Below are 16,897 nucleotides of genomic sequence, written 5' to 3'. Positions count from 1 at the left end.
TCTCCCGCATCTCGTAAGTGCCCTGGTGGCCGCTGACGGAGGGATGCTGAGCCTTCCAGGAGGCGATGACGGGCTCGATCAGGGCCCACCGCTCGTCGGACAAGTCGCTCTTGTAGAGCTGGCGGTCGCTCACGAGGAACACTCCAGCACGACAGGACACCCCGATCAGCCCCGATACGCATCTGCCACACGTTCCAGCGACAACAAACACGACATCACGTCACATACCGCCCTCTGAGTTGGGCGTGCCGGCGTACGCGATGGTGAGGACGGTCATCGTGGCCGTGTCGTGGCCGAGGAGGATCACCGCGGTGACGTGGCCCTGCGCGACGGTGCGGATGATGCCGTCGTCCTGCCCGTACGGCTCCGAGTACGCGAGGGGGTCCTGCTGGGCGTCGACCAGGGCGAGCGCGAGGTCGCGCCGGGCGAGCTCGGGGAGCTGCTTGTAGGTGTCGAAGACGTCTGTGGGGAAGTTGAGCCGGTAGGTCACGCCGCTCCCCGGCCGCGGTCGTCCCTGTTGCCATGGCGTGGCTCGGCGTCCCTGAGCACGTCGGCAGTGACGTCCCTGGTCTCCAGGTCGACGGGGAGGACCCCGTGCGTCTTCATGTGGGCGCGGGCGGCCTCGATGCGGGGCCGGGCGGCCTCGAGGTGGTCGGCGGCCGTGGCCCATCCGTCGAGGACGGCGGGCAGGTCCTCGATCGGAGTGAGGTTGACGTCCTGGAGCAGCTGCTGGCGGGACGCTGAGTGGGGCAGCGCGACGTGCAGCCGGTCCACGTTCCAGTCCTCGTGCGCCATGTGCCCCTCCTGCGGTCGTGCCCGGACAGTCAGAGTAGCGCCAAGGGAAGCGTCGGTGGCCGCAGTCGTGGAGTCCGCATGGCGCCCGCGTGGTGCTCCGCTGCTCCTGGACAAGGGGAGCACAACTGCACAACCGGGGACGCAGGGTGCGACACAACGCGCGACGCAAGGGGGAGGGCGTCGGTCCACTGCTGTTCGACGCCCGCTCTGGGAGCGCCCACCCAACTCCCTTAGGAGGCGCAGCACATGCACGTGCCGTAGGCGGCACCAAGGCCACCCCGGGATCCTCGATCGGGTGCTTGGCCAGGGCGGCGTCCGCGCGGGCGGCCTCCACCCCGTCGCGGAGGCCCTCGTTCGTGCTGAGGCGCGGGCGCCGTGGCGCGGCGGTGGTCTCTCTCGCTACCGTCGGCAGATGACTTTTGATGATGAGCCCTTCTCCGACTTACGACCGAGCGAGGCCCCGACGAGCGTGATCGTCGGCGCACTGCGCTGGGACACCCTGAACGAGTGGGTCCGTTACCTGAACGATGATGCATACCCGGACAAGATGGTCGAGATGTCGTACGTCTGGGGCTTCATCAACCGGGACGTCAGCGGCGACGCGCTGCGGTGCCTGTGGAGCAAGCACGAGACCGCGTACCCGCTGTTCGCCGAGATGGTGTGGCTGCTGCACCGCGAGTTCAGCGAGGGCGCCGGTACGGAACATCACCCCCTGTACGCCGGCCTTCCGCCGGTTCCTTCTGACATCCTCTTCCGGAAGATCGCGAACTCGTCCGCGGTGGCATTCCGGAAGCTGACCGAGGACCAGATGATCGAGATCCTGCGCAAGGCCCCGAACGACTACGCAGCGATGCAGTAGGTCGGTCCTGAGAAGCGACGCCGGGCCACGAGCCGCTTCCTATGCGGCCCGGGACCGGTGAGGTCAGCTGTCAGTTGGTCGTCAACGTCGAAACCGAGGGTTCCCGGTGAGGGACGAAGGCAGTGGCTGAACTGCCAAAATCAGAAGGGTCCTACCCATCTGTACAGCCCCCAGAGGCGGCGAGTGCGGGTAGGAGTCCGAAGAAAAGGGCGGCGGCGTGAGAATCATGCTCGACAACAACATCTGGTCCTACCTGGGGGATAAGAGGGCGGGGAAGCAGTTCAGGGCCCTTGCCCATTCCCTTGGGCACCGGGTGGTGACTGCTCCGAGCGTCCTGCTGGAGGTGCTCCAGCATCCCCGTTCGGATATACGGGCGGCCATCATCGAGGCCATCACGACGGCGACGGACGAGCGGTTGCGCAGCGAGGCCGACCGGGAGGGCGCCGAGGTCATCTCGGAGGTGCGGCGTCTGCACCCTGAGTGGCTGCGGGCAGTTCCCGACACCGGACGCGAGGCGACGTGGCGCACGTACTGGACCAAGAGAGTCTGGCGGGAGGCCGTGGAGCACCACGAACGATTGCGCGTCGCGGAGCCGGCCCGGCGCACCGCACGCACGGTGCAGCTCCTCGTAGACAATCAGAAGGAGCAGCAAGAGGTCTGGCGGGAAGGCAAGTTCAATCTGCGTGACCTCTCCATGATCACGTTGTCACCGAGTGAGGAGACGACGGCGGAGCAGCAGGCCGGATGGGTGCCCGGCGAGAAGATCGCGGCATGGCGGCCCTACAGCCAGGAGGTGTACTGGCTTGCGTTCTGGACGGGCCGTCGGGCCGCTCTCACGCATGAGGACACCACCTACGCCGACTGGGTAGGCGCACGGGTGGACCTGCACGCCATGTGCGCCTCGCGGGAGGCGTTCAACCGGTTCTGGTTGTACGAGGTGGAAGCAACGCACATGCCGCGCACTTGGCTCCGATGGGCTGCCGACACTGCGCAGGCGGACATGAAAATCACCACCGGAAACCCCATCGACGTCCAGCACGCCGCCTATCTGCCGGACTGCGAGGTCTTCCTCACCGCAGACAAGAACTTCGTGCGCGTACTGGACCGCATCGCGGACCAGGCCCCCGTCCCCGTAGGGCGGGCTCACAGGGTCGCACCGGCAGCCCACGGCGGCATCGTAGAAGCAATTGAAGCCACCTTGCGCGGCCTTTGAGAGCGCCCCTCACCAGCAATCCGCTTGGACGCGCTCTCGGCCCGAATGATTCAGAACCACCAGCAGAGTGATGCTCGTTGGCGTTAGACGTGGCGGCCCGTCGTGCTCAGGCGTTTGCTGGCTACCGGCGTAGGCGCGAGAGCAGGCCGGGCCGCCCGGACGCCTTCGGATCGGTATCCGGCATGGCGAGCTCAGGGGGCTGCGCGCCGCCGGTGTCGCCGAAGACGGCGTGTCGCACGGCATCCCAGTCTTCGCGGCGCCACCAGCCCAACAGACGGGCACTGCCGATCACCGGGACGGTCAGCGCGTCGGCGAACGCGCGGTCGGTGTAGACCTCGGCGTCCCGCTGCGCGGGTGGGAACTTGATCTGATGGTTGACCACCAGGACGCCGCCGTCAACAGGCTCGGCCCCGGTCAGACCGGGCCAGGTGTTCAGGTGCTTGAGCAGTTTGTCGGGCAGGCTCTGCGGTGGCCGGTTGTTCGCCGACTTCACCTCGACCAGGACTCGGCGGCCGCCGTACTCAGCCAGTAGGTCAGCCGACTTGGTGCCGTACACGTCGTCGAGGCGGGTGACCGTGGCGCCGGCCGCCACGAGGACGTCGTGCACCGCGTCCTCCAGCGGGCGGCCGGTGCCGAACAGCAGGCCGTCGCGCAGCGGATCGGCCACGGCCCGCAGCGCGGCAAGTTGCTGCTGCAGCTCGGTTTGCCGCTGCTCGTGGGCGCGCTGCTCCTCGGCGATGGTCTCGGCCAGCCGGGCTTCGGCGCCGGTGGCGAACGCCGGGTCGCGCACCAGGGTCGAGCGGGCGCGGGTCAGCGCGCCGGGCACGTAAGCGGGCAGTGCGTGCTGGACCAGCCACTCCACCAACAGCCGCTGGTCGGTGCCGTGGGGGACCACGAACCACCGGGCGTTGCCGCTTGCCGGCATCCACACTCCCGCCACCGGGGCGCCGAGGCCGTCGACCAGGATCGGGCGCAGCTGCTCTCCCTCCCCCGGCGGCGGCCACATCCTGGCAACTCCGGGGCGCGAGGACCCGGATTCCATGAGGTAGGTGAGGCGGAACCAGGTGTCCGGGGAACGGTTGAGCAGCCGGGTGCCGAGGTCGTGTTCGGCGTGGTCCAGGCCGTCGGCGAGTTCGGGATTCACGCCGGAGGGGCGCGGGTTGGCGGAGATCCTGCCGTAGTGGTCGGGCAGGTGGATGCCGGGGGCGACAGTGCCGGAGAAGACGTTGTGGCTTCGTTTGCCCGCGCCTGTGCAGGCGACGACGAGGGCGGTCTCGCCGCGCTGCAGGGCTCCTGCGGCGTAGCGCTTGTAGGGGTCAAGGCCGGTGGCGGGTCCGCGGACGGGAGACAGAACGGCCGCGCAGTCGCCCGTCTCCTGATCTTTCCACCGCGGCTCCACCCCGAGCGCCACCCAGTCCACCACTCCCGGCCGCACCGCGGGGGCGGGCCGGCGTCCCGCCCCGGCGGACGTGCCGATCACGTCGGGGGCCGGGGGCGCCGGCGGTTCGCCGACGATGTGCAGCGGGATCGGGACGGCGCTCGGGCCGGGCGTGCTCATGGTTGACACGGTAGCCGTCCCCAGGGCGTGGGCCCGCGTCAATTCCGGATCGCCGCGGCCCGGGTCGAAGGCGCGCCGCACTGGTGCAGCGGCTCTTCCATGGCCCATTCACGCTGGCTCGCCGTGTGCGGTCCGCACGTCGCAGGGGCGGGGATGGCCGGAGATCCATGGGGCTGGTGTTCAGGCACCGTTACTGGCCCCTGGAGGCGGTGGTAATGGGCAGGACAGCATAGCTGCGGGTGGGGGATCCTGGAGCGTATGACATGGGCACCAGGCAGTCGTGCGGTCCGGGATCGGGACTATGTGGCGCGGGTTCGCAGGCACCGGCCCAGTGCCCTGCTGCCGCTGATCGCGGAAGCGTCGGCTACCTACGCGTTGGAGTCGTCGTGGCTGGAGAGCCCGGGCCGTAAGTACATGCCGTGGGCGCTGGCTGACGCTGCCCGGGTGTCGCTGGTATGCGGGAACGAGTACCGCAAGGATGCGAGCGATGCGGACCTGCTGCGGATCCTGGACATGCACTCGCAGTTGGAGGAGCCCTACCTCTACGACCACGACACCGACGGGGATGCTCTGGCCCGGTTCATGCTGCGCGCCGCCGGGGAGCAGATGATCTACCAGGAGCCGGTGGGAAGGGAGCTGGGGCGTGCCGCGGCGATGCTCACGCAGACGACGGGAACGCGGGAGGCGCGGTGCCTGCGTCCGGGCTGGGAAGAGGAGTTGCTGGGCACGAGCCTGTCGCACTATGTCGGAATCGCGCAGCTGTTGTGGGCGTCGGCGATCAACTACGCGGGCCGGTTCGATCCGGCGTCCTTGGAGGCGCCCGGTGCCGAGCGGATCTGTGCGGAGATCCCGGCCTCGACCATCCTGTCCGTGGCCGGGAAGCACTTCGTGACCGATACGGCCGCCTTCCGGCAGGCCAACGAGCGGGCGCAGCTGACCACCGATCGGCTCCTGCGGCGCTACGAGTACAACCCGCTGCGCACCACGCCTCTGGTCAAGGGCTACGGCCCGGGTCTGCTCGCACCGGTCAGCCAGCTCCTCCCGGCCAAGGCGAGCCCGCTGGGTATTTACTACACCGGGGTCGCCCGGTTCGGTAATGCCTTCGCGCAGGACCTGGGTGACCTGTTCGAGGCCTACGTCGGCCGCCAGCTCGGGCTGCTGCCCGAAGCGGCGGTCCTCCCGGAGATCACCTACGGCCAGAACCGGTCGCTCAGCGTCGACTGGATCGTCGTCACCGAGGAACTGGTGCTGCTGGTGGAGGTGAAGTCCGTACGGCCCACCGCGTATCTGCGGCTGGCCACCGAGCGCCGGGTCGAGGAGCTGCAGCGCATGCTCGGCCGCGCCTATGAGCAGATCGACAACACCGCCGCTCTGATCGCGTCCGGGCGCAAGGAGTTCGCCAAGGTGCCCACGGACCGGCCCGTGCAGGGGCTGATCGTGACGATGGAGCCGTTCCACATCGTCAACGCCCCCATGCAGCGGCCGTTCCTGCCGGCCACCACGGTTCCCGTGACGGTGTGCAGCATCGGCGAGCTGGAGGACATGGTCACCATCACCGACGCCCCCGTCGATCGGCTCCTGCTGGAGCGGGATGCCGACGCCCGGCGCTCCACCTACGCCCTGCGCGAGGCGTTGTCGGGTCACGACCACGCCCGTAACCCTGTCCTGGACGCCGGGTGGAGCAGCTACCCCTGGAGCCGTGGCGCAGCCGGACACGAGCCGTCCGCGTCCGTCGGTGCGGCGCTGTAAGGGGAGGGTGGGATGGGGGCGAACACTTCCCGAGAGCACCACCTGGTGCCGAAGTACTGATTGCGGGCCTTCGCCGAGGACGGGCACGTACTGGGGCGGTGGCGCAGCGGGGCGGAGCATCGCACTCCCGTGCGGCGCGCGGCGGTGGCTCGGGACTTCAACACCGATCCCCTCGCGGACGGCGAGCGGCGTGTGGCGTTGGAGACCTACCTGGACCGCCATGTCGATGGCCCGTGCGCGCCGGTTCTGCGCGCAGTGCGTGAGGGACGGTGGCCGCTGGACGGGGCGCAGCAGGCTCTCGTGCTGGACGCGCTGGCCTGGCAGGTGGTGCGCACGCAGGCGTTCAGGTCCTTCGACGAGCAAGTCGGCCGACAGCTCTTCCCGGCTTTGTGGGCTTCGGAGGCAGTGGGTTTCTGCGAGGAACGGCTGGGGCGGCCGCTGTCGGACGCGGAGCGGATGGAAGTGTTCTGGACGGCCGTACGGACGGCTCCTGGCCCTTCGGTGGTTGCTGACCCGCGCTCGGCGCTGCGCGCCATGATCCGCGCCTTCGAGCGCACCCGCGACGTCCTCACCGTCCCGGGCCGTCGACTGGTGGTGCTGCGCTCGGCGGAGCCGATGCTGGTCCTGGGCGACAGCGGTGTGGCCTTGCGCCGCAAGGACGGCACCTTCTGTCTCACTCCCCCGCTGCTGCCCGAGACGGTCGAGGTCTTCGCTCCGCTGTCACCGACGTGTCTGCTCATCTCCACACCCCGCGCGCACTACCGACCGCATCAGGGGCTCACGCGCAGGATTGCTGCCAAGGCCAACGCCGGGGCGGCGGCCTGGTGCCAGGACGCCGTCTACCGGCTCCCATCCATGCCCTGGCCCGCCCAGCTGCGGCTCACCGGCGCACCGCTGGAGATCCGGCCGCCGCGGCTGACAGCTGTACCCACCCAGCAGCGGCCCGGCCCCGCACCGGCCCATCCCGGCATCCGCCGCAGCGAACTGCGCGCTCTCCTGGACCAGTTCACCTTCACGCCCGCTGATCAGCCATCGGTCCCTGGGGCATCAGGGCGCGCGTAAGCGGTGGCCGGAAGCGGTCGGCCCACACTGGGACGCGCTCTTCCCCAACCGGCAGACCCAACTCGTACGGCGCAGGTGGCGGGGCGGGTCAGCCGCGAGGTGTGTACCAAGGCACCAGGCGCAGCAGGAGGTCGAGGGTGTGACGGGCTGCGGTGCGGGTGGCGGTGGTGGGGGCGAAGGCTGAGGCGAGGGCGAGGGTGGCTGCGATCGCGCCGAGCGCCGCAGCTAGGACGAGCAGGAGGCTCTTGAGGTGGCCGGCGTGGTGGAGGCTGCCTGCGCTGAGGAGGGTGAGGAACGCGGTGGTGAGGGCGGTGGCTGTTCTGATTCGGGCGCGGTTTCGGTGGACGCGGGTCATGGTCGGGCTTCTCCTCGTTGGGGCGGGCACCGGGTGGTGCTGAAGCCCAGTGAGCCAGATGTGGAATTCCACGGAAAATGGCACTTCTCGGGGTTGTAATGGTGGGCATGGCACGAGGAGCTCCGGGTCCGGCTGATCAGCAGGTGATTCGTGAACTGGCCACGCGCGGGATGCTGGTGACGGCCTCCCAGTTGGAGAGCTGGCGGCGGGCTGGGCTGTTGCCACGTCATCGGCGGCGGGGTCTGGGGCGGGGTCGAGGATCGGTGGTGGACGCCGTCGATCCGGTGGTCATCGAGAGCGCGGCGGCGCTGGCCCGGCATCTTCGCCAGGGACGTAATCGGCTGCTGGCCGTGCTGGACTGGTTCGCCGAGGCCGGCATGCCCCAGCAGCCCGGGGCGGTGCAGGTTCCGGAGCCGCCGGTGGACGCCGTGCGTGAGGCTCTGGTGTGGGTGCTGCGTGGAACGGTGTCGCACCAGCTGATAGAGGTCGCGCGGAGCGCGGCCACGGCGGGGGACGAGGCGCAGGACGCGTTGTATGCGCTTGCCGGGCGGATGATCGGATCCCGGGGATTCCGCGGAGTGGCGCATCCTGCGTTGGTGCGCGCGGCGCTTCTCGCCGATGAGGACGTGCCCGAGGGGCCTGAGTTCCAGGGGATGGTGCATCTGGTCGCGGCGATCGGTCTGGGAGCGCAGGAGGTGGGGGCGGACGCCTTGGCCGAGGCGTTCGGCGCCTACGGAATGTTCGGGCTGACCGTCGAGGACTGGGCTCGGATGCTGGGCGCGGCCGAGCGGGGTGAGGGGCCGCCGGTGGACTGGGGGCTGCTCCAGCAGCACGCGGACGTCCTGGGGCCGGTTCGGCGGGCCAGCGGCGAGGAACTGCTGCGGGCGCGGACCGTCCTGGTCGGGCTGCGGGGGTTCTACGCGATGTACATGATGCACGCGCTGTTCATGCCGGACACTCCCGGGCTGGCGGCGCTGCGGGATCTGATCGACTCATGGTGCATGGGCCCCTTCCTGAGCCACATGATCTCCCTGAACCCCTCCCCCAGACAGTTCGCCGAAAGCCTGACAGCCTGCCTCGCCCCGCTCTTCGACCAGCTGTACGAGGCGCTCACGACCCAGCTCGCACAAGATCCGTACATCTTCCGTATCCCGGGTGACGAGACGGGGGCGGCCGGCTTCATGGAGACGTGGATGAGCACGCTTCGCGAGCAGGCTGCTGCGGCTGGGGAGGAACCGGACGGCAGTGAGGGGTGAGGACAAACCTCGTGTGTCTGGGCAGCGCTGAGCGGTGCTTCGCGCAACCGCAGGACGGGGCTGTGCGGGTGGTCGGTCATGGTTCCTGCAGCCCGGGCGAGGCGCAGGAGGCCAAGGGTTCTCCATCTGGGGGCCGGGTTGGGGAGGCGGCGGGCGGTCGCCAGGAGGGGCACGGTGACTGGTTGCACCCCTGGGAGCAACACATCGCCCACTGGCTCTGACCGGCACCAGCCTCAGTCGTTGCTGCCGGGCGTGGACAATGGCGCTGTGCCACTGACCGGAGAGAAGTACACGCAGCTCACGCAGCAGCAGCCCAGTGCGGATGACGAGAGTCATGGGCGGTGGGTCGCCTGCGACGAGTCGGGGTGGGACGGCGAGCAGCTCGTCGGCAGGCAACGCCGGTTCCTGGTCTTCGCTTCGGTCGCCGTCGATGACGTGGAGGCCGCAGTGTTGGTGCAGGCCCTGCGAGAGCGGGGCGGCATCCGCCAGGCGGGGGAGCTCAAGTTCCGCCTTTTCAAGGACCATGCGCAGAGGCTGTCCTTGTTGCAGGAGTTGTGGGGGCCGGGCGGTGCGCTCCACGACAGGTGCTCGGTGTACGTCGTGGAGAAGGAGTACGCGGCCTCGGCCAAGGTGATCGACTTGCTGCTGGAGGAGAAGGAGTACGCCGAGGGAGGCAACCTGTATGCCGATGACCAGGCCCGTGCTCTGGCACGCACCTTGGCCCTTGAGGGGCCGCGGGCCCTACGGGGTCCTTTGTTCGGGGATCTGATGTCTGCGTTCGTGGCACTGGCTTCCCAGCGGGGAGCAGCCCGCCATGAGGAGGCGTCGGAGGCGTTCTTCACGGTGATCGAACGGGCTTGGGCGGCCTCGACGCGCAAGCAGGTCACCGAGTTGCTGGCACGGCTGCGTTCCACTCGGGCCTACGCTGCGGCCCTGCACGACGAGAGCGCGGATTTCCCTCTGCTGGAGATGCTCATACCCGCAGCAGCCCAGACAGCTCGTCGCTGGGGTCACCGCCTCGGTCGTGTCAGCCTGCTCACCGACGAGCAGCGCATGCTCACCGACAACGCCCTGAGCACGGTGAAGCTCTACGCCCGGAGCCCGGTCGGGATGACCCTGTTCACGCGGGAGCGCGGCGCTGATGTCGCGGGCGTCGTCCGCGGCTCCAGCTCCGACCACCCCTCTGTCCAGCTCGCCGACCTGCTGGCCGGGGCGGCGGCGGCCGTCACCGAGCGCCACGCCGGCAACGACTCCCCCGCCGCGTCGGCACTCTGGCCCGCCGTTGTCTCCTTCGTCGACACCTCTTCCCTGTTGCCCTACGACGATCCGGCTGCCCAGTTGCGCACGGTGGACGAGCGGCTACCACGCCGCTGACCTTCTCCCGGCGGAGACAGTACGGGTGCCGATGCGCGAGAGGTGGCCGCGTGTCGCCGGACAAGGCGACCGGCTGCGGACCACCGGGGATGAGCACCACGACGACTCCGCCCGCTCGACGTCACGTTCCTGCTGCACGCAGCCGAATTGCTCGACGGTGCTCCGTAGGTCGACGACCTCGGACCGCTGGGCGACGCTGGCGCCTGGGGGCGGCGGCGGGCGTGTACTGCCGCAGCTTGAACTGGCGTCGGCCTGTCGAGCGTTGCAGGTGCGGGACCTACTGGCCGGATCTGGGTCTAACGGTCCTGACCGGCCGCCGCCTGGTCTTCTCCGTCCAGCTTCTCAGCCGGGCGGACAGGCCCGAACCGGGCCTCGGCCTCCTCGACAAGTCGACCGGCCGGGGTGAGATCGCCCAGCTCGACCGCAAGCACGGCGCGCACGAATGTGGCAAGCGGGATGCTGCCGGTGCGCACCTCGAAGCAGCGCATCACCCCGTCCGAGAACGCCGGCCGGTGGCGGCATCCCGCATGGACGCAGTAGCCCTCGGTGGCTAGGGCGAGCCGTCGGAAGGCTGCGTCCTTGTCCGGGGTGGACTGTGCTGGGCAGCCAAGGTGGTCCAGTGTGATCCGCAGATGCGCGGAGTTCCTCTCGCTCTTGCGGATGGTCAGGCGTCCGCCTGCGGGCGTGATGTAGCGCCCGGCTTCCACCGGGGCGTACGGATGGATCAGCGGCAGCTTCACCTCCGATCCGTGCAGGACGGGCAGCCCGTCGTACTCGATGTACGGGCCTGCGGCGCCGCGGTCCTCGGTCATACCGGTTCTCCTCTCCCCCGCCTCGTCGGCGGGCTCGTGGTCAGGGCCGCTCCAGGACCAGCGGCTGGAGCCGTTGCGGTCGGCTCAGCAGGTCTGCGATGCCGGCACACGAGTGGAGGCGGCGGGTTCTCTGGGATCCGGGAGGGTGACGGCTCGCTGGAGTGCCTGGCGCAGGTGCCACAGCGTCACGGCCGGCAGAAGTCCGCCGAGGCGGTCAGCGGCTCTCAGGTGACCCACCGCAACCGCCAGTTCGGCCCTGGCGCCGGAGCGGGTGGTGTCGTGAAGGGGCGCTGCGGCGCCGTCCAAAAGGTCGGCCAGCTCGACCACCCCGGGGTCCTCCGGCACCTGAGCGCCACAGCGGGTCAGGGCGTAGCTGAGCTCGATGATGAGGCGGCCGCGTGCGCCGGCCAGCCGTGCTGAGAGATCCCCGTTGATCACAGGTGCATCCTCTCGCATATCCGGGACGTGGAGGGAGCGTTCGGCAAAGGCACTCCTGAGCAGGGCTCGGCCCACGACATCCGCACACCACACATCGCCCGGTGGTGAGCTGTCGGCTCGCTGCCAAGGCCGCGGCCGCAGACGATGCGCGTCCCTCCAGGAGGCGTAGGCGCGCGCGTAAGCGGGAGCGGGCGGACAGCATGGCCACTGGGGAGTGAGCGCTGCGGCGAGGGACCGGCGCGCTGGCTGGCGACGGCGAGTGGGCGGTGATCGAGTCTGTCAACTCCCCTACTGTGAAGCAGAGTTAGCGTTCTACGCTCACGAGGTGACGTACATGAGCTGGTCGGACCTGCTGCGGCAGGGGACGGCGAACCCCACCTTGACCTTCGCCCGCGAGAAGTGGGCCCAGCCGGGAAAATTCGTGTGGGTGGCCCCCCGGGAGACGGTCACGGCCCCCACTGGGAAGGAGTACCCGCTCTGCGCCACGGTGTACTTCAAGGACGCCGACGACGTCGTCAAGCCCTACCAGCCGAGCATGGACGGGATGACGGAGGCCGACGACTGGTACGTGGGCATCTCCGGCCAGCCGCCTGAGTAACGCGGCAGTCGCCCTCGCTCTCCGGTCGCAGGACCAGGGCACCCCGGGTGACCGTGACGTCGGTGTCGGTCGGCCGGTTCAGGCATGAGGAGTGGTGGGTTCATCCGGGCCGGTCTGGTCCCGCGACCGGATCCAGGGCTGGGTGGATGCGTTCGAAGGTGCTGCGTCCGGTGCGGGGGTCCAGTACGGCGACCCGCAGCGGTACCCGGGCGGCGGCCCGCAAGCGGGCGAGCCAGGTGTGGTCGGGGACCAGGATGGTGAGCTTCTCCGGCCACCGGGTGAGCGCCGCGGGGTCGGGGCAGACCACAGCTGCCAGGGCGTATCCGGCGTCCGTTCCCCGTGGCCGGGCGTGGACCAGGAGGCCGTTGCCGTAGCGGCGGCTCTCTTCCCCGTACACGATCGCTTTGTCGGAGGCGGAGCGGACCAGTTGGGTGAAGGTGTCCCAGGCCGTGGGGTCGAAGCCTTTGCGCTGGAAGAACCCTGTCAGCCGCTGTATCTCGGCCTGCCGCTCCTGCAGATCGGCCTGCCGGTCCAGGGCCCGCTGCTCAGCGGCAAGGCGGCGCCGATCTGCGGCCGCGGTCTCTGCACGGCGGCGCTTCGCGGCGGCCTCCTGGTCGGCGGCTTCGGCCTCCATCCGGGCACGGGCCAGCGCCCGTTCCTCGTAGACGGGCGCCGTCCACCAGACCGTGCCGTTCACTGCCGTGTGGACGCGCACCCGCCCTTGGAGGATCCACGCGAGGGCGTCGCCGAGCGGGCAGGTGATGTGCTCCCACTTCGCTTTCCCTTTCGCCGTGCGGGGCGACCAGGTGTAGCGGGCCAGCCCGTGCCGCACCGTCCAGGATTCACCTCTCCCGGCTGGGGCGCGGACTCTGAGCGCGGGCACGGCGCGCGCCCAGGGTCGGTCCTGCAGCCCGACCCAGCACACCGCCACCCCGTCGCGCGCGTAGCGGGCAGTGCGCATCCGCGCCTCGTCCGGTGTCATCGGGGACAACTGGGCCTCCAGCGCCATGACGGGCCGGCCCTGTTCGTCGAAGACCAGCACGTCGGCCCGCCAGTCCCGCAGCTCACTGCTCACCTCCAGCTCCGCCCGCCACCCGGCGGCGCGGGCCGCCACGGCCAGCTCCAGCTTGAGGAGATGATGCTCCTGCGACTCGTTCGCCAGCTCGCAGTCCAACGGCCGCACCTGGTGGTAGAAGTGACGCAGCCCGTGCTGCGATGCCCGGGCGAAGACAGTCCCGCCGCACTCCGGGCATGCCAGCCCAAGCCCCTTGACCCGGTGGACCTCCGCCCAGGCACGGCCGCACCCCAGGTCGTTCAGTGACGCGTCCAGCCGGCCCCAGACCGGATGCACAGCGGTGTAACCCATCAGCCCCCCTCTGACGCCCATCGGCATCCCCAGTGTCCCCACGCCGGGCCGGACCCGGGCTTGAATGGCGGAGATCGGCGAACCCGGTGCTGCAGCGCACGGCTGCAGAGCCGGGAGGCCTGGACAGGGCAGTCTGGCAAGGACCTGCTGCAGCTCTCCCCGAGCGAACTCACCGGGGTGTACCCGCACCAGGAGCTGATGCCTGACGTGCCGTCGCACCTGCCCTACCGCCGCTCTACGACCGGGCGCGCACCGGATCCGCGTCCTTCGCTGGACCCACCCGCAGCGGAACCCCTGGCCGGTGACGGCCAAGACGCCCGCCGGGAGCATGTACCCCAGGTCGGTGGGGCTCGACCGGCTGGGTTGGCGGTTCCTCGCCACGGCGCCGCCGGTCCGCGGTGGCGCCTTTCGTACGTCCGTTGCCGCTGCGGACAGATACTCAGTGGCCGGGCCGCCGGGCCGCATTCTGGTCCTGTCCGTATGCCTGTTGCTGCGCTGTGTCATGCCGACCCCCTGAAGATCCGGGGGCGTGTCCCTGTGCGGTCGCCCGGTCAGCATCAGCCTGTCGGCGTTCCCCGGCTGCGGCTGCGGCCTGTTCCATGCGTGCCAGGACGCGGGCCTGCAGGCTTTCCGCCTGCTGCTGCACTCTCCGGAGCAGATCCGGATCTTCAAGCGCGGCGTTCAACTCCTCGATGGAGAGGGCGCCGTCCTGCCCGCTGTCCGGGCTGTGCGCCGGCGGCCAGGAGGTGTTCGCGCACGGCTCGTGCGGCGTGCCGGTGGCATCCGGCGAGTCGCTGCGCGACGGTGTCCCCTCCGCAGTCCCGGGCGCTCGCAGAGTACCGAAGAGCCGCTGGAGGCCCTGCCGGGATTCCTCGCTGACGAATCGCCGAAAGCGCTGCCGGGTTTCCTCGCTTGTCCGGTTCGGCGTCGATGCGGCGGCGGTGAAACTCTGAGCCCAAGCAGCCATGTTGGCAGCCTGCTCAGGGTAGGGGTTGGGCCGGATCATCCGTACCTGTGGGTATAGGGCGCGGCTGATCTCCTCGGTTAGAGGATCGCGTTCGATACCGGTCGTTTGCGCGCCCTCGGCCGCTGTCCCGGTCCCCATGGTCGTGTCGACGTTGATCCAGGCGGCCTCCGGTTCCAGCAGGGCGGACCGGCGCGCGACCCCAACCGGTGCGGGGCCGGGTCTGTGGCTGGGCAGGCGGGGCCTGGTCGGCTCCGCGTCGCTGCTGTCGTCCTGGACGTGTGAAGCGGTCAAAGGTCCTGGTTCGTACCGGGCCAGGGTGCCGGCGTCGGCCTGCGCCTGGGCGGTGGTCACCGGGCCGGTGACGAGCTGATGCGTCTGCGCCGTGAGGGCGTCCAGGACGGGGGCGCCGTCGGGACGCCGGGCGACGAGCAGCTTCCCTTGGCTGCTCGCCTCACGGGCCGCGGCGAGCAGCGGTTCCTCCACGGCCGGGTGGAGGAGGACGTCGGCATGGATGACCAGTTCGGAATCCGGGGTGAAGCCGGTCGGCCAGGAGGCGGCCTGGGCCGGGGAGAGGAAGATGTGGTGCGGCATGCCGAGCCGGTCGAGGAAGGCCGCGGTGTCGTTGCGCAGCGACGCGGCGTCGACGACGGTCAGCGGCCGGCCTGACGCGACGGCGAGCTGTGCACCCGCCGCGACAAGCGCTTCGCGTCCCGCCAGGCCCTGGTCGTACAGGAGCAGGCCTCCCCCACTGCCGACGAGGGCGTCCATGCACTCCTTGACACCGCTCTGTGTCAGCTCCGTCGTATCCAGCACAACTGGCCCTCCTGGCAGCGGTCTTGGATCAGCTTCCAGACACTCATCGGGCGGCTCAGATCGGCCTGTCGAGCGCTGCTGGTGCGGGGCCTACTGGCCGGGCGTGCGCCCGCCGGGGATGTCGTGCTGACGGGCGGCGTCCTGGGCCTGGTCGTGCTGATGGGGTGCGTGCGGCCGGTGCGGGGCGGCGCGGTCCTGGGCGGTGGGTGCCTGTCTTCCGGGTGCGGGGGGGATCGTCATGGCTGCGGGTCGAGGCCGAACTGATTCATCAGGTCGGTGAAGAGCTCGTGGGCGGCCTCGTCGCGTGCGGGGTCCCCGCCGGAGGGGGGCAGGCTGGTGGTGACGGGCTGGATGCGGGTCGGGCGGCGGGCGTCGTAAGCGATGTCGGGGAAGGCCCCGCCGTGCTCGGAGATAACCGAGGTCAGGGGTGAGGTTCCCGTGCTGGAGGCGACGGTGGCGGTCATGTGGAGGGCGCTGTCGGCTCCGGTGCGGCGTGCCAGCTCCCGTGCGAGGGCGGTGAAGTCCTCGCAGCAGGCCAGGGTGTAGTCCTGGCTCAACAGGCAGCTGCTTTCGGGTGCTTCCTGGAGCGCTCGATCGCGCAGTGCGTTCCAGGACAGGTCAGCGGCCAGGACGGTGGTGCCGTCGTGGTGCAGTTCGGCGTGGATGTCGCGTCCCAGGCGCCGGCCTAGTGTCTGCACCACCCAGCGGCGCAGCCCGGTGCGCGGGTTGTTGGAGACGATCTGCAGGTCTGCCAGGGGGCCGGGCGGGCGGTGCGAGGGCTGGGGGCGGCTTCGAGCGGTGTGCAGGACGGTGCGGGTGTCGTCGCGGGTGAGGCGGGGTGCGGTGCGGGGCAGGGGGCGCTCTGGGCGGGCGATGGCCAGGAACCACGCTGCTGGTTGTGCCTGCTGGGTGAAGACGGTCTCGCGGGTCTGGCGGAGGAGGCGTTCTGCTTCTTCGTCGGCGCGTTCGGTGCGGGTGAAGCGGTCGCGGTAGGCGCGTTCTATCTGATGTTCGGCCATCCAACCGGTCTGGTCCTTGTCCCGGTAGGGGACGACGGCTGCTTGCTGGTCCTTGTCCTTCTGCGCGGTGCCGTAGACGTGGTGCGGGGCCATCGGGCTGGCGGGGACGTCGCAGACCAGGACGCTCTTTGTGCCGTCGGGTGAGGTCAGGGTGGTGAAGGTGACGTCGGGCAGGTAGGGCTGGACGTGGTTGCGGATCCACTGGTGGTACTGCTGGGGGCTGACCTGGCCGGGGTCGATGCCGGTGAGGTGGCAGGTCTTGTCCTGCACCCCGAAGATGAGCAGCCCGCCACGGGTGTTGGCCATCGCGGCGACGTCCTTGGCCAGTTCGTTCCAGCGGCCGTCCCGCGGCGGTTGCGGCAGTTGTTCCTTCCAGTCGAGGTCGTCCGACTCCTCCAGGGTGTCGGCGGCGGCCCGCTGGACCATGTCGAAGTCCAGCGGGCCGGGGGCGGCACCGAGGTGCTCGTGCAGTCGTGTCCAGGAGCGGGCCATAACCGGCAGCGTAGAGGCCGCCACTGACATTGATGCTGATACTCAGTAGCTGTTGTCGTTCCGATCGTGAGGGGTGGGCGTCGAACGGGAGTCTCGTTCGGGTGACCGTGGCTGGCTGCGGGCATGAAGGCAGGGCCTCTTGGTAGCTCGGGGTTGCGAAGCCAACCGAGA

17 protein-coding genes and 1 pseudogene are annotated in these 16,897 nt (G+C 69.9%); 7 read left to right on the top strand and 11 right to left on the bottom strand.

The window, feature by feature from the left end; all coding sequences use genetic code 11:
- From E6P78_RS34060 to E6P78_RS31680, 3 genes and pseudogenes are all read right to left on the bottom strand, one after another.
- A pseudogene (locus E6P78_RS34060) lies at nt 1-133 on the bottom strand (IS5/IS1182 family transposase); the annotation flags it as partial.
- Between the two features lie 87 nt (nt 134-220).
- Nucleotides 221-490 (bottom strand): hypothetical protein, encoded by a 270-nt coding sequence (locus E6P78_RS31685; protein WP_136207074.1) that lies wholly within the window; start codon nt 488-490, stop codon nt 221-223.
- Nucleotides 487-795 carry a hypothetical protein gene (locus tag E6P78_RS31680; RefSeq protein WP_136207073.1) on the bottom strand — a complete coding sequence of 103 codons (309 nt, stop codon included), beginning with the start codon at nt 793-795 and terminating at the stop codon, nt 487-489. The genes E6P78_RS31685 and E6P78_RS31680 overlap by 4 nt, the downstream gene beginning before the upstream one ends.
- A gap of 412 nt (nt 796-1,207) precedes the next feature.
- On the opposite strand from E6P78_RS31680, the gene E6P78_RS31675 reads away from it, so the two are divergent.
- Nucleotides 1,208-1,654, top strand: a complete 447-nt coding sequence (locus E6P78_RS31675; RefSeq protein ID WP_136207072.1) for a hypothetical protein — start codon at nt 1,208-1,210, stop codon at nt 1,652-1,654.
- Nucleotides 1,655-1,880: 226 nt separating this feature from the next.
- The gene (locus tag E6P78_RS31670) at nt 1,881-2,867 is read left to right on the top strand and encodes a hypothetical protein (protein WP_136207071.1); all 987 of its coding nucleotides are present in this window, start codon (nt 1,881-1,883) and stop codon (nt 2,865-2,867) included.
- 121 nt (nt 2,868-2,988) lie between these two features.
- Here the strand turns inward: E6P78_RS31670 and E6P78_RS31665 are convergent, their stop codons facing one another.
- Complete coding sequence (locus E6P78_RS31665; protein WP_240799456.1) at nt 2,989-4,425, bottom strand: hypothetical protein; 1,437 nt, start codon at nt 4,423-4,425, stop codon at nt 2,989-2,991.
- Between the two features lie 258 nt (nt 4,426-4,683).
- Between E6P78_RS31665 and E6P78_RS32965 the strand changes: the two genes are divergently transcribed.
- Nucleotides 4,684-6,174 (top strand): hypothetical protein, encoded by a 1,491-nt coding sequence (locus E6P78_RS32965; protein ID WP_168712755.1) that lies wholly within the window; start codon nt 4,684-4,686, stop codon nt 6,172-6,174.
- 60 nt (nt 6,175-6,234) lie between these two features.
- Nucleotides 6,235-7,236 (top strand): DUF4238 domain-containing protein, encoded by a 1,002-nt coding sequence (locus E6P78_RS31655; RefSeq protein WP_136207069.1) that lies wholly within the window; start codon nt 6,235-6,237, stop codon nt 7,234-7,236.
- Between the two features lie 88 nt (nt 7,237-7,324).
- Here E6P78_RS31655 and E6P78_RS31650 read toward each other — a convergent pair whose 3' ends face one another.
- The gene (locus E6P78_RS31650; protein ID WP_136207068.1) at nt 7,325-7,591 is read right to left on the bottom strand and encodes a hypothetical protein; all 267 of its coding nucleotides are present in this window, start codon (nt 7,589-7,591) and stop codon (nt 7,325-7,327) included.
- A 266-nt stretch (nt 7,592-7,857) separates the two neighbouring features.
- Here E6P78_RS31650 and E6P78_RS31645 point away from each other — a divergent pair, with 266 nt between their 5' ends.
- Together E6P78_RS31645 and E6P78_RS31640 are read left to right on the top strand one after the other, a co-directional pair.
- Entirely contained in the window at nt 7,858-8,847 is a 990-nt protein-coding gene (locus E6P78_RS31645; protein WP_136207067.1) for a hypothetical protein, read from the top strand.
- Nucleotides 8,848-9,114: 267 nt separating this feature from the next.
- Complete coding sequence (locus E6P78_RS31640; RefSeq protein WP_136207066.1) at nt 9,115-10,221, top strand: hypothetical protein; 1,107 nt, start codon at nt 9,115-9,117, stop codon at nt 10,219-10,221.
- Between the two features lie 296 nt (nt 10,222-10,517).
- Here the strand turns inward: E6P78_RS31640 and E6P78_RS31635 are convergent, their stop codons facing one another.
- Together E6P78_RS31635 and E6P78_RS31630 are read right to left on the bottom strand one after the other, a co-directional pair.
- Entirely contained in the window at nt 10,518-11,033 is a 516-nt protein-coding gene (locus E6P78_RS31635) for a DUF6420 family protein (RefSeq protein WP_136207065.1), read from the bottom strand.
- Nucleotides 11,034-11,117: 84 nt separating this feature from the next.
- Nucleotides 11,118-11,471, bottom strand: coding sequence for a hypothetical protein (locus tag E6P78_RS31630; RefSeq protein WP_206307980.1), 354 nt, complete (start codon nt 11,469-11,471; stop codon nt 11,118-11,120).
- 334 nt (nt 11,472-11,805) lie between these two features.
- Between E6P78_RS31630 and E6P78_RS31625 the strand changes: the two genes are divergently transcribed.
- On the top strand, nt 11,806-12,069 hold the full coding sequence (locus E6P78_RS31625; RefSeq protein ID WP_136207076.1) for a hypothetical protein: 264 nt from the start codon (nt 11,806-11,808) through the stop codon (nt 12,067-12,069).
- 100 nt (nt 12,070-12,169) lie between these two features.
- Here E6P78_RS31625 and E6P78_RS31620 read toward each other — a convergent pair whose 3' ends face one another.
- From E6P78_RS31620 to E6P78_RS31610, 4 genes are all read right to left on the bottom strand, one after another.
- Nucleotides 12,170-13,435 (bottom strand): competence protein CoiA family protein, encoded by a 1,266-nt coding sequence (locus E6P78_RS31620; RefSeq protein ID WP_136207064.1) that lies wholly within the window; start codon nt 13,433-13,435, stop codon nt 12,170-12,172.
- Between the two features lie 439 nt (nt 13,436-13,874).
- Nucleotides 13,875-15,170 (bottom strand): hypothetical protein, encoded by a 1,296-nt coding sequence (locus E6P78_RS31615; RefSeq protein WP_136207063.1) that lies wholly within the window; start codon nt 15,168-15,170, stop codon nt 13,875-13,877.
- 135 nt (nt 15,171-15,305) lie between these two features.
- On the bottom strand, nt 15,306-15,455 hold the full coding sequence (locus E6P78_RS32960; protein ID WP_168712754.1) for a hypothetical protein: 150 nt from the start codon (nt 15,453-15,455) through the stop codon (nt 15,306-15,308).
- Nucleotides 15,452-16,726 (bottom strand): ATP-binding protein, encoded by a 1,275-nt coding sequence (locus E6P78_RS31610; RefSeq protein WP_168712753.1) that lies wholly within the window; start codon nt 16,724-16,726, stop codon nt 15,452-15,454. Before E6P78_RS31610 ends, E6P78_RS32960 begins: the two co-directional genes overlap by 4 nt.
- Between the last annotated feature and the right edge of the window lie 171 nt (nt 16,727-16,897).

Source organism: Streptomyces sp. A0958, assembly GCF_004795035.1.
Classification (GTDB): Bacteria; Actinomycetota; Actinomycetes; order Streptomycetales; family Streptomycetaceae; genus Streptomyces.
The sequence above is the reverse complement of the archived record's forward strand: the minus strand, read 5'-3'. Positions and strand labels throughout refer to the sequence as shown.

Bases quoted from the DNA above. Each gene is read 5' to 3' on its own strand.
- E6P78_RS31680 (WP_136207073.1), bottom strand. From the start codon at position 795: ATGGCGCACGAGGACTGGAACGTGGACCGGCTGCACGTCGCGCTGCCC.
- E6P78_RS31675 (WP_136207072.1), top strand. From the start codon at position 1,208: ATGACTTTTGATGATGAGCCCTTCTCCGACTTACGACCGAGCGAGGCC.
- E6P78_RS31670 (WP_136207071.1), top strand. From the start codon at position 1,881: ATGCTCGACAACAACATCTGGTCCTACCTGGGGGATAAGAGGGCGGGG.
- E6P78_RS31665 (WP_240799456.1), bottom strand. From the start codon at position 4,425: ATGAGCACGCCCGGCCCGAGCGCCGTCCCGATCCCGCTGCACATCGTC.
- E6P78_RS32965 (WP_168712755.1), top strand. From the start codon at position 4,684: ATGACATGGGCACCAGGCAGTCGTGCGGTCCGGGATCGGGACTATGTG.
- E6P78_RS31650 (WP_136207068.1), bottom strand. From the start codon at position 7,591: ATGACCCGCGTCCACCGAAACCGCGCCCGAATCAGAACAGCCACCGCC.
- E6P78_RS31635 (WP_136207065.1), bottom strand. From the start codon at position 11,033: ATGACCGAGGACCGCGGCGCCGCAGGCCCGTACATCGAGTACGACGGG.
- E6P78_RS31625 (WP_136207076.1), top strand. From the start codon at position 11,806: ATGAGCTGGTCGGACCTGCTGCGGCAGGGGACGGCGAACCCCACCTTG.
- E6P78_RS31620 (WP_136207064.1), bottom strand. From the start codon at position 13,435: ATGGGTTACACCGCTGTGCATCCGGTCTGGGGCCGGCTGGACGCGTCA.
- E6P78_RS31615 (WP_136207063.1), bottom strand. From the start codon at position 15,170: ATGGACGCCCTCGTCGGCAGTGGGGGAGGCCTGCTCCTGTACGACCAG.
- E6P78_RS32960 (WP_168712754.1), bottom strand. From the start codon at position 15,455: ATGACGATCCCCCCCGCACCCGGAAGACAGGCACCCACCGCCCAGGAC.
- E6P78_RS31610 (WP_168712753.1), bottom strand. From the start codon at position 16,726: ATGGCCCGCTCCTGGACACGACTGCACGAGCACCTCGGTGCCGCCCCC.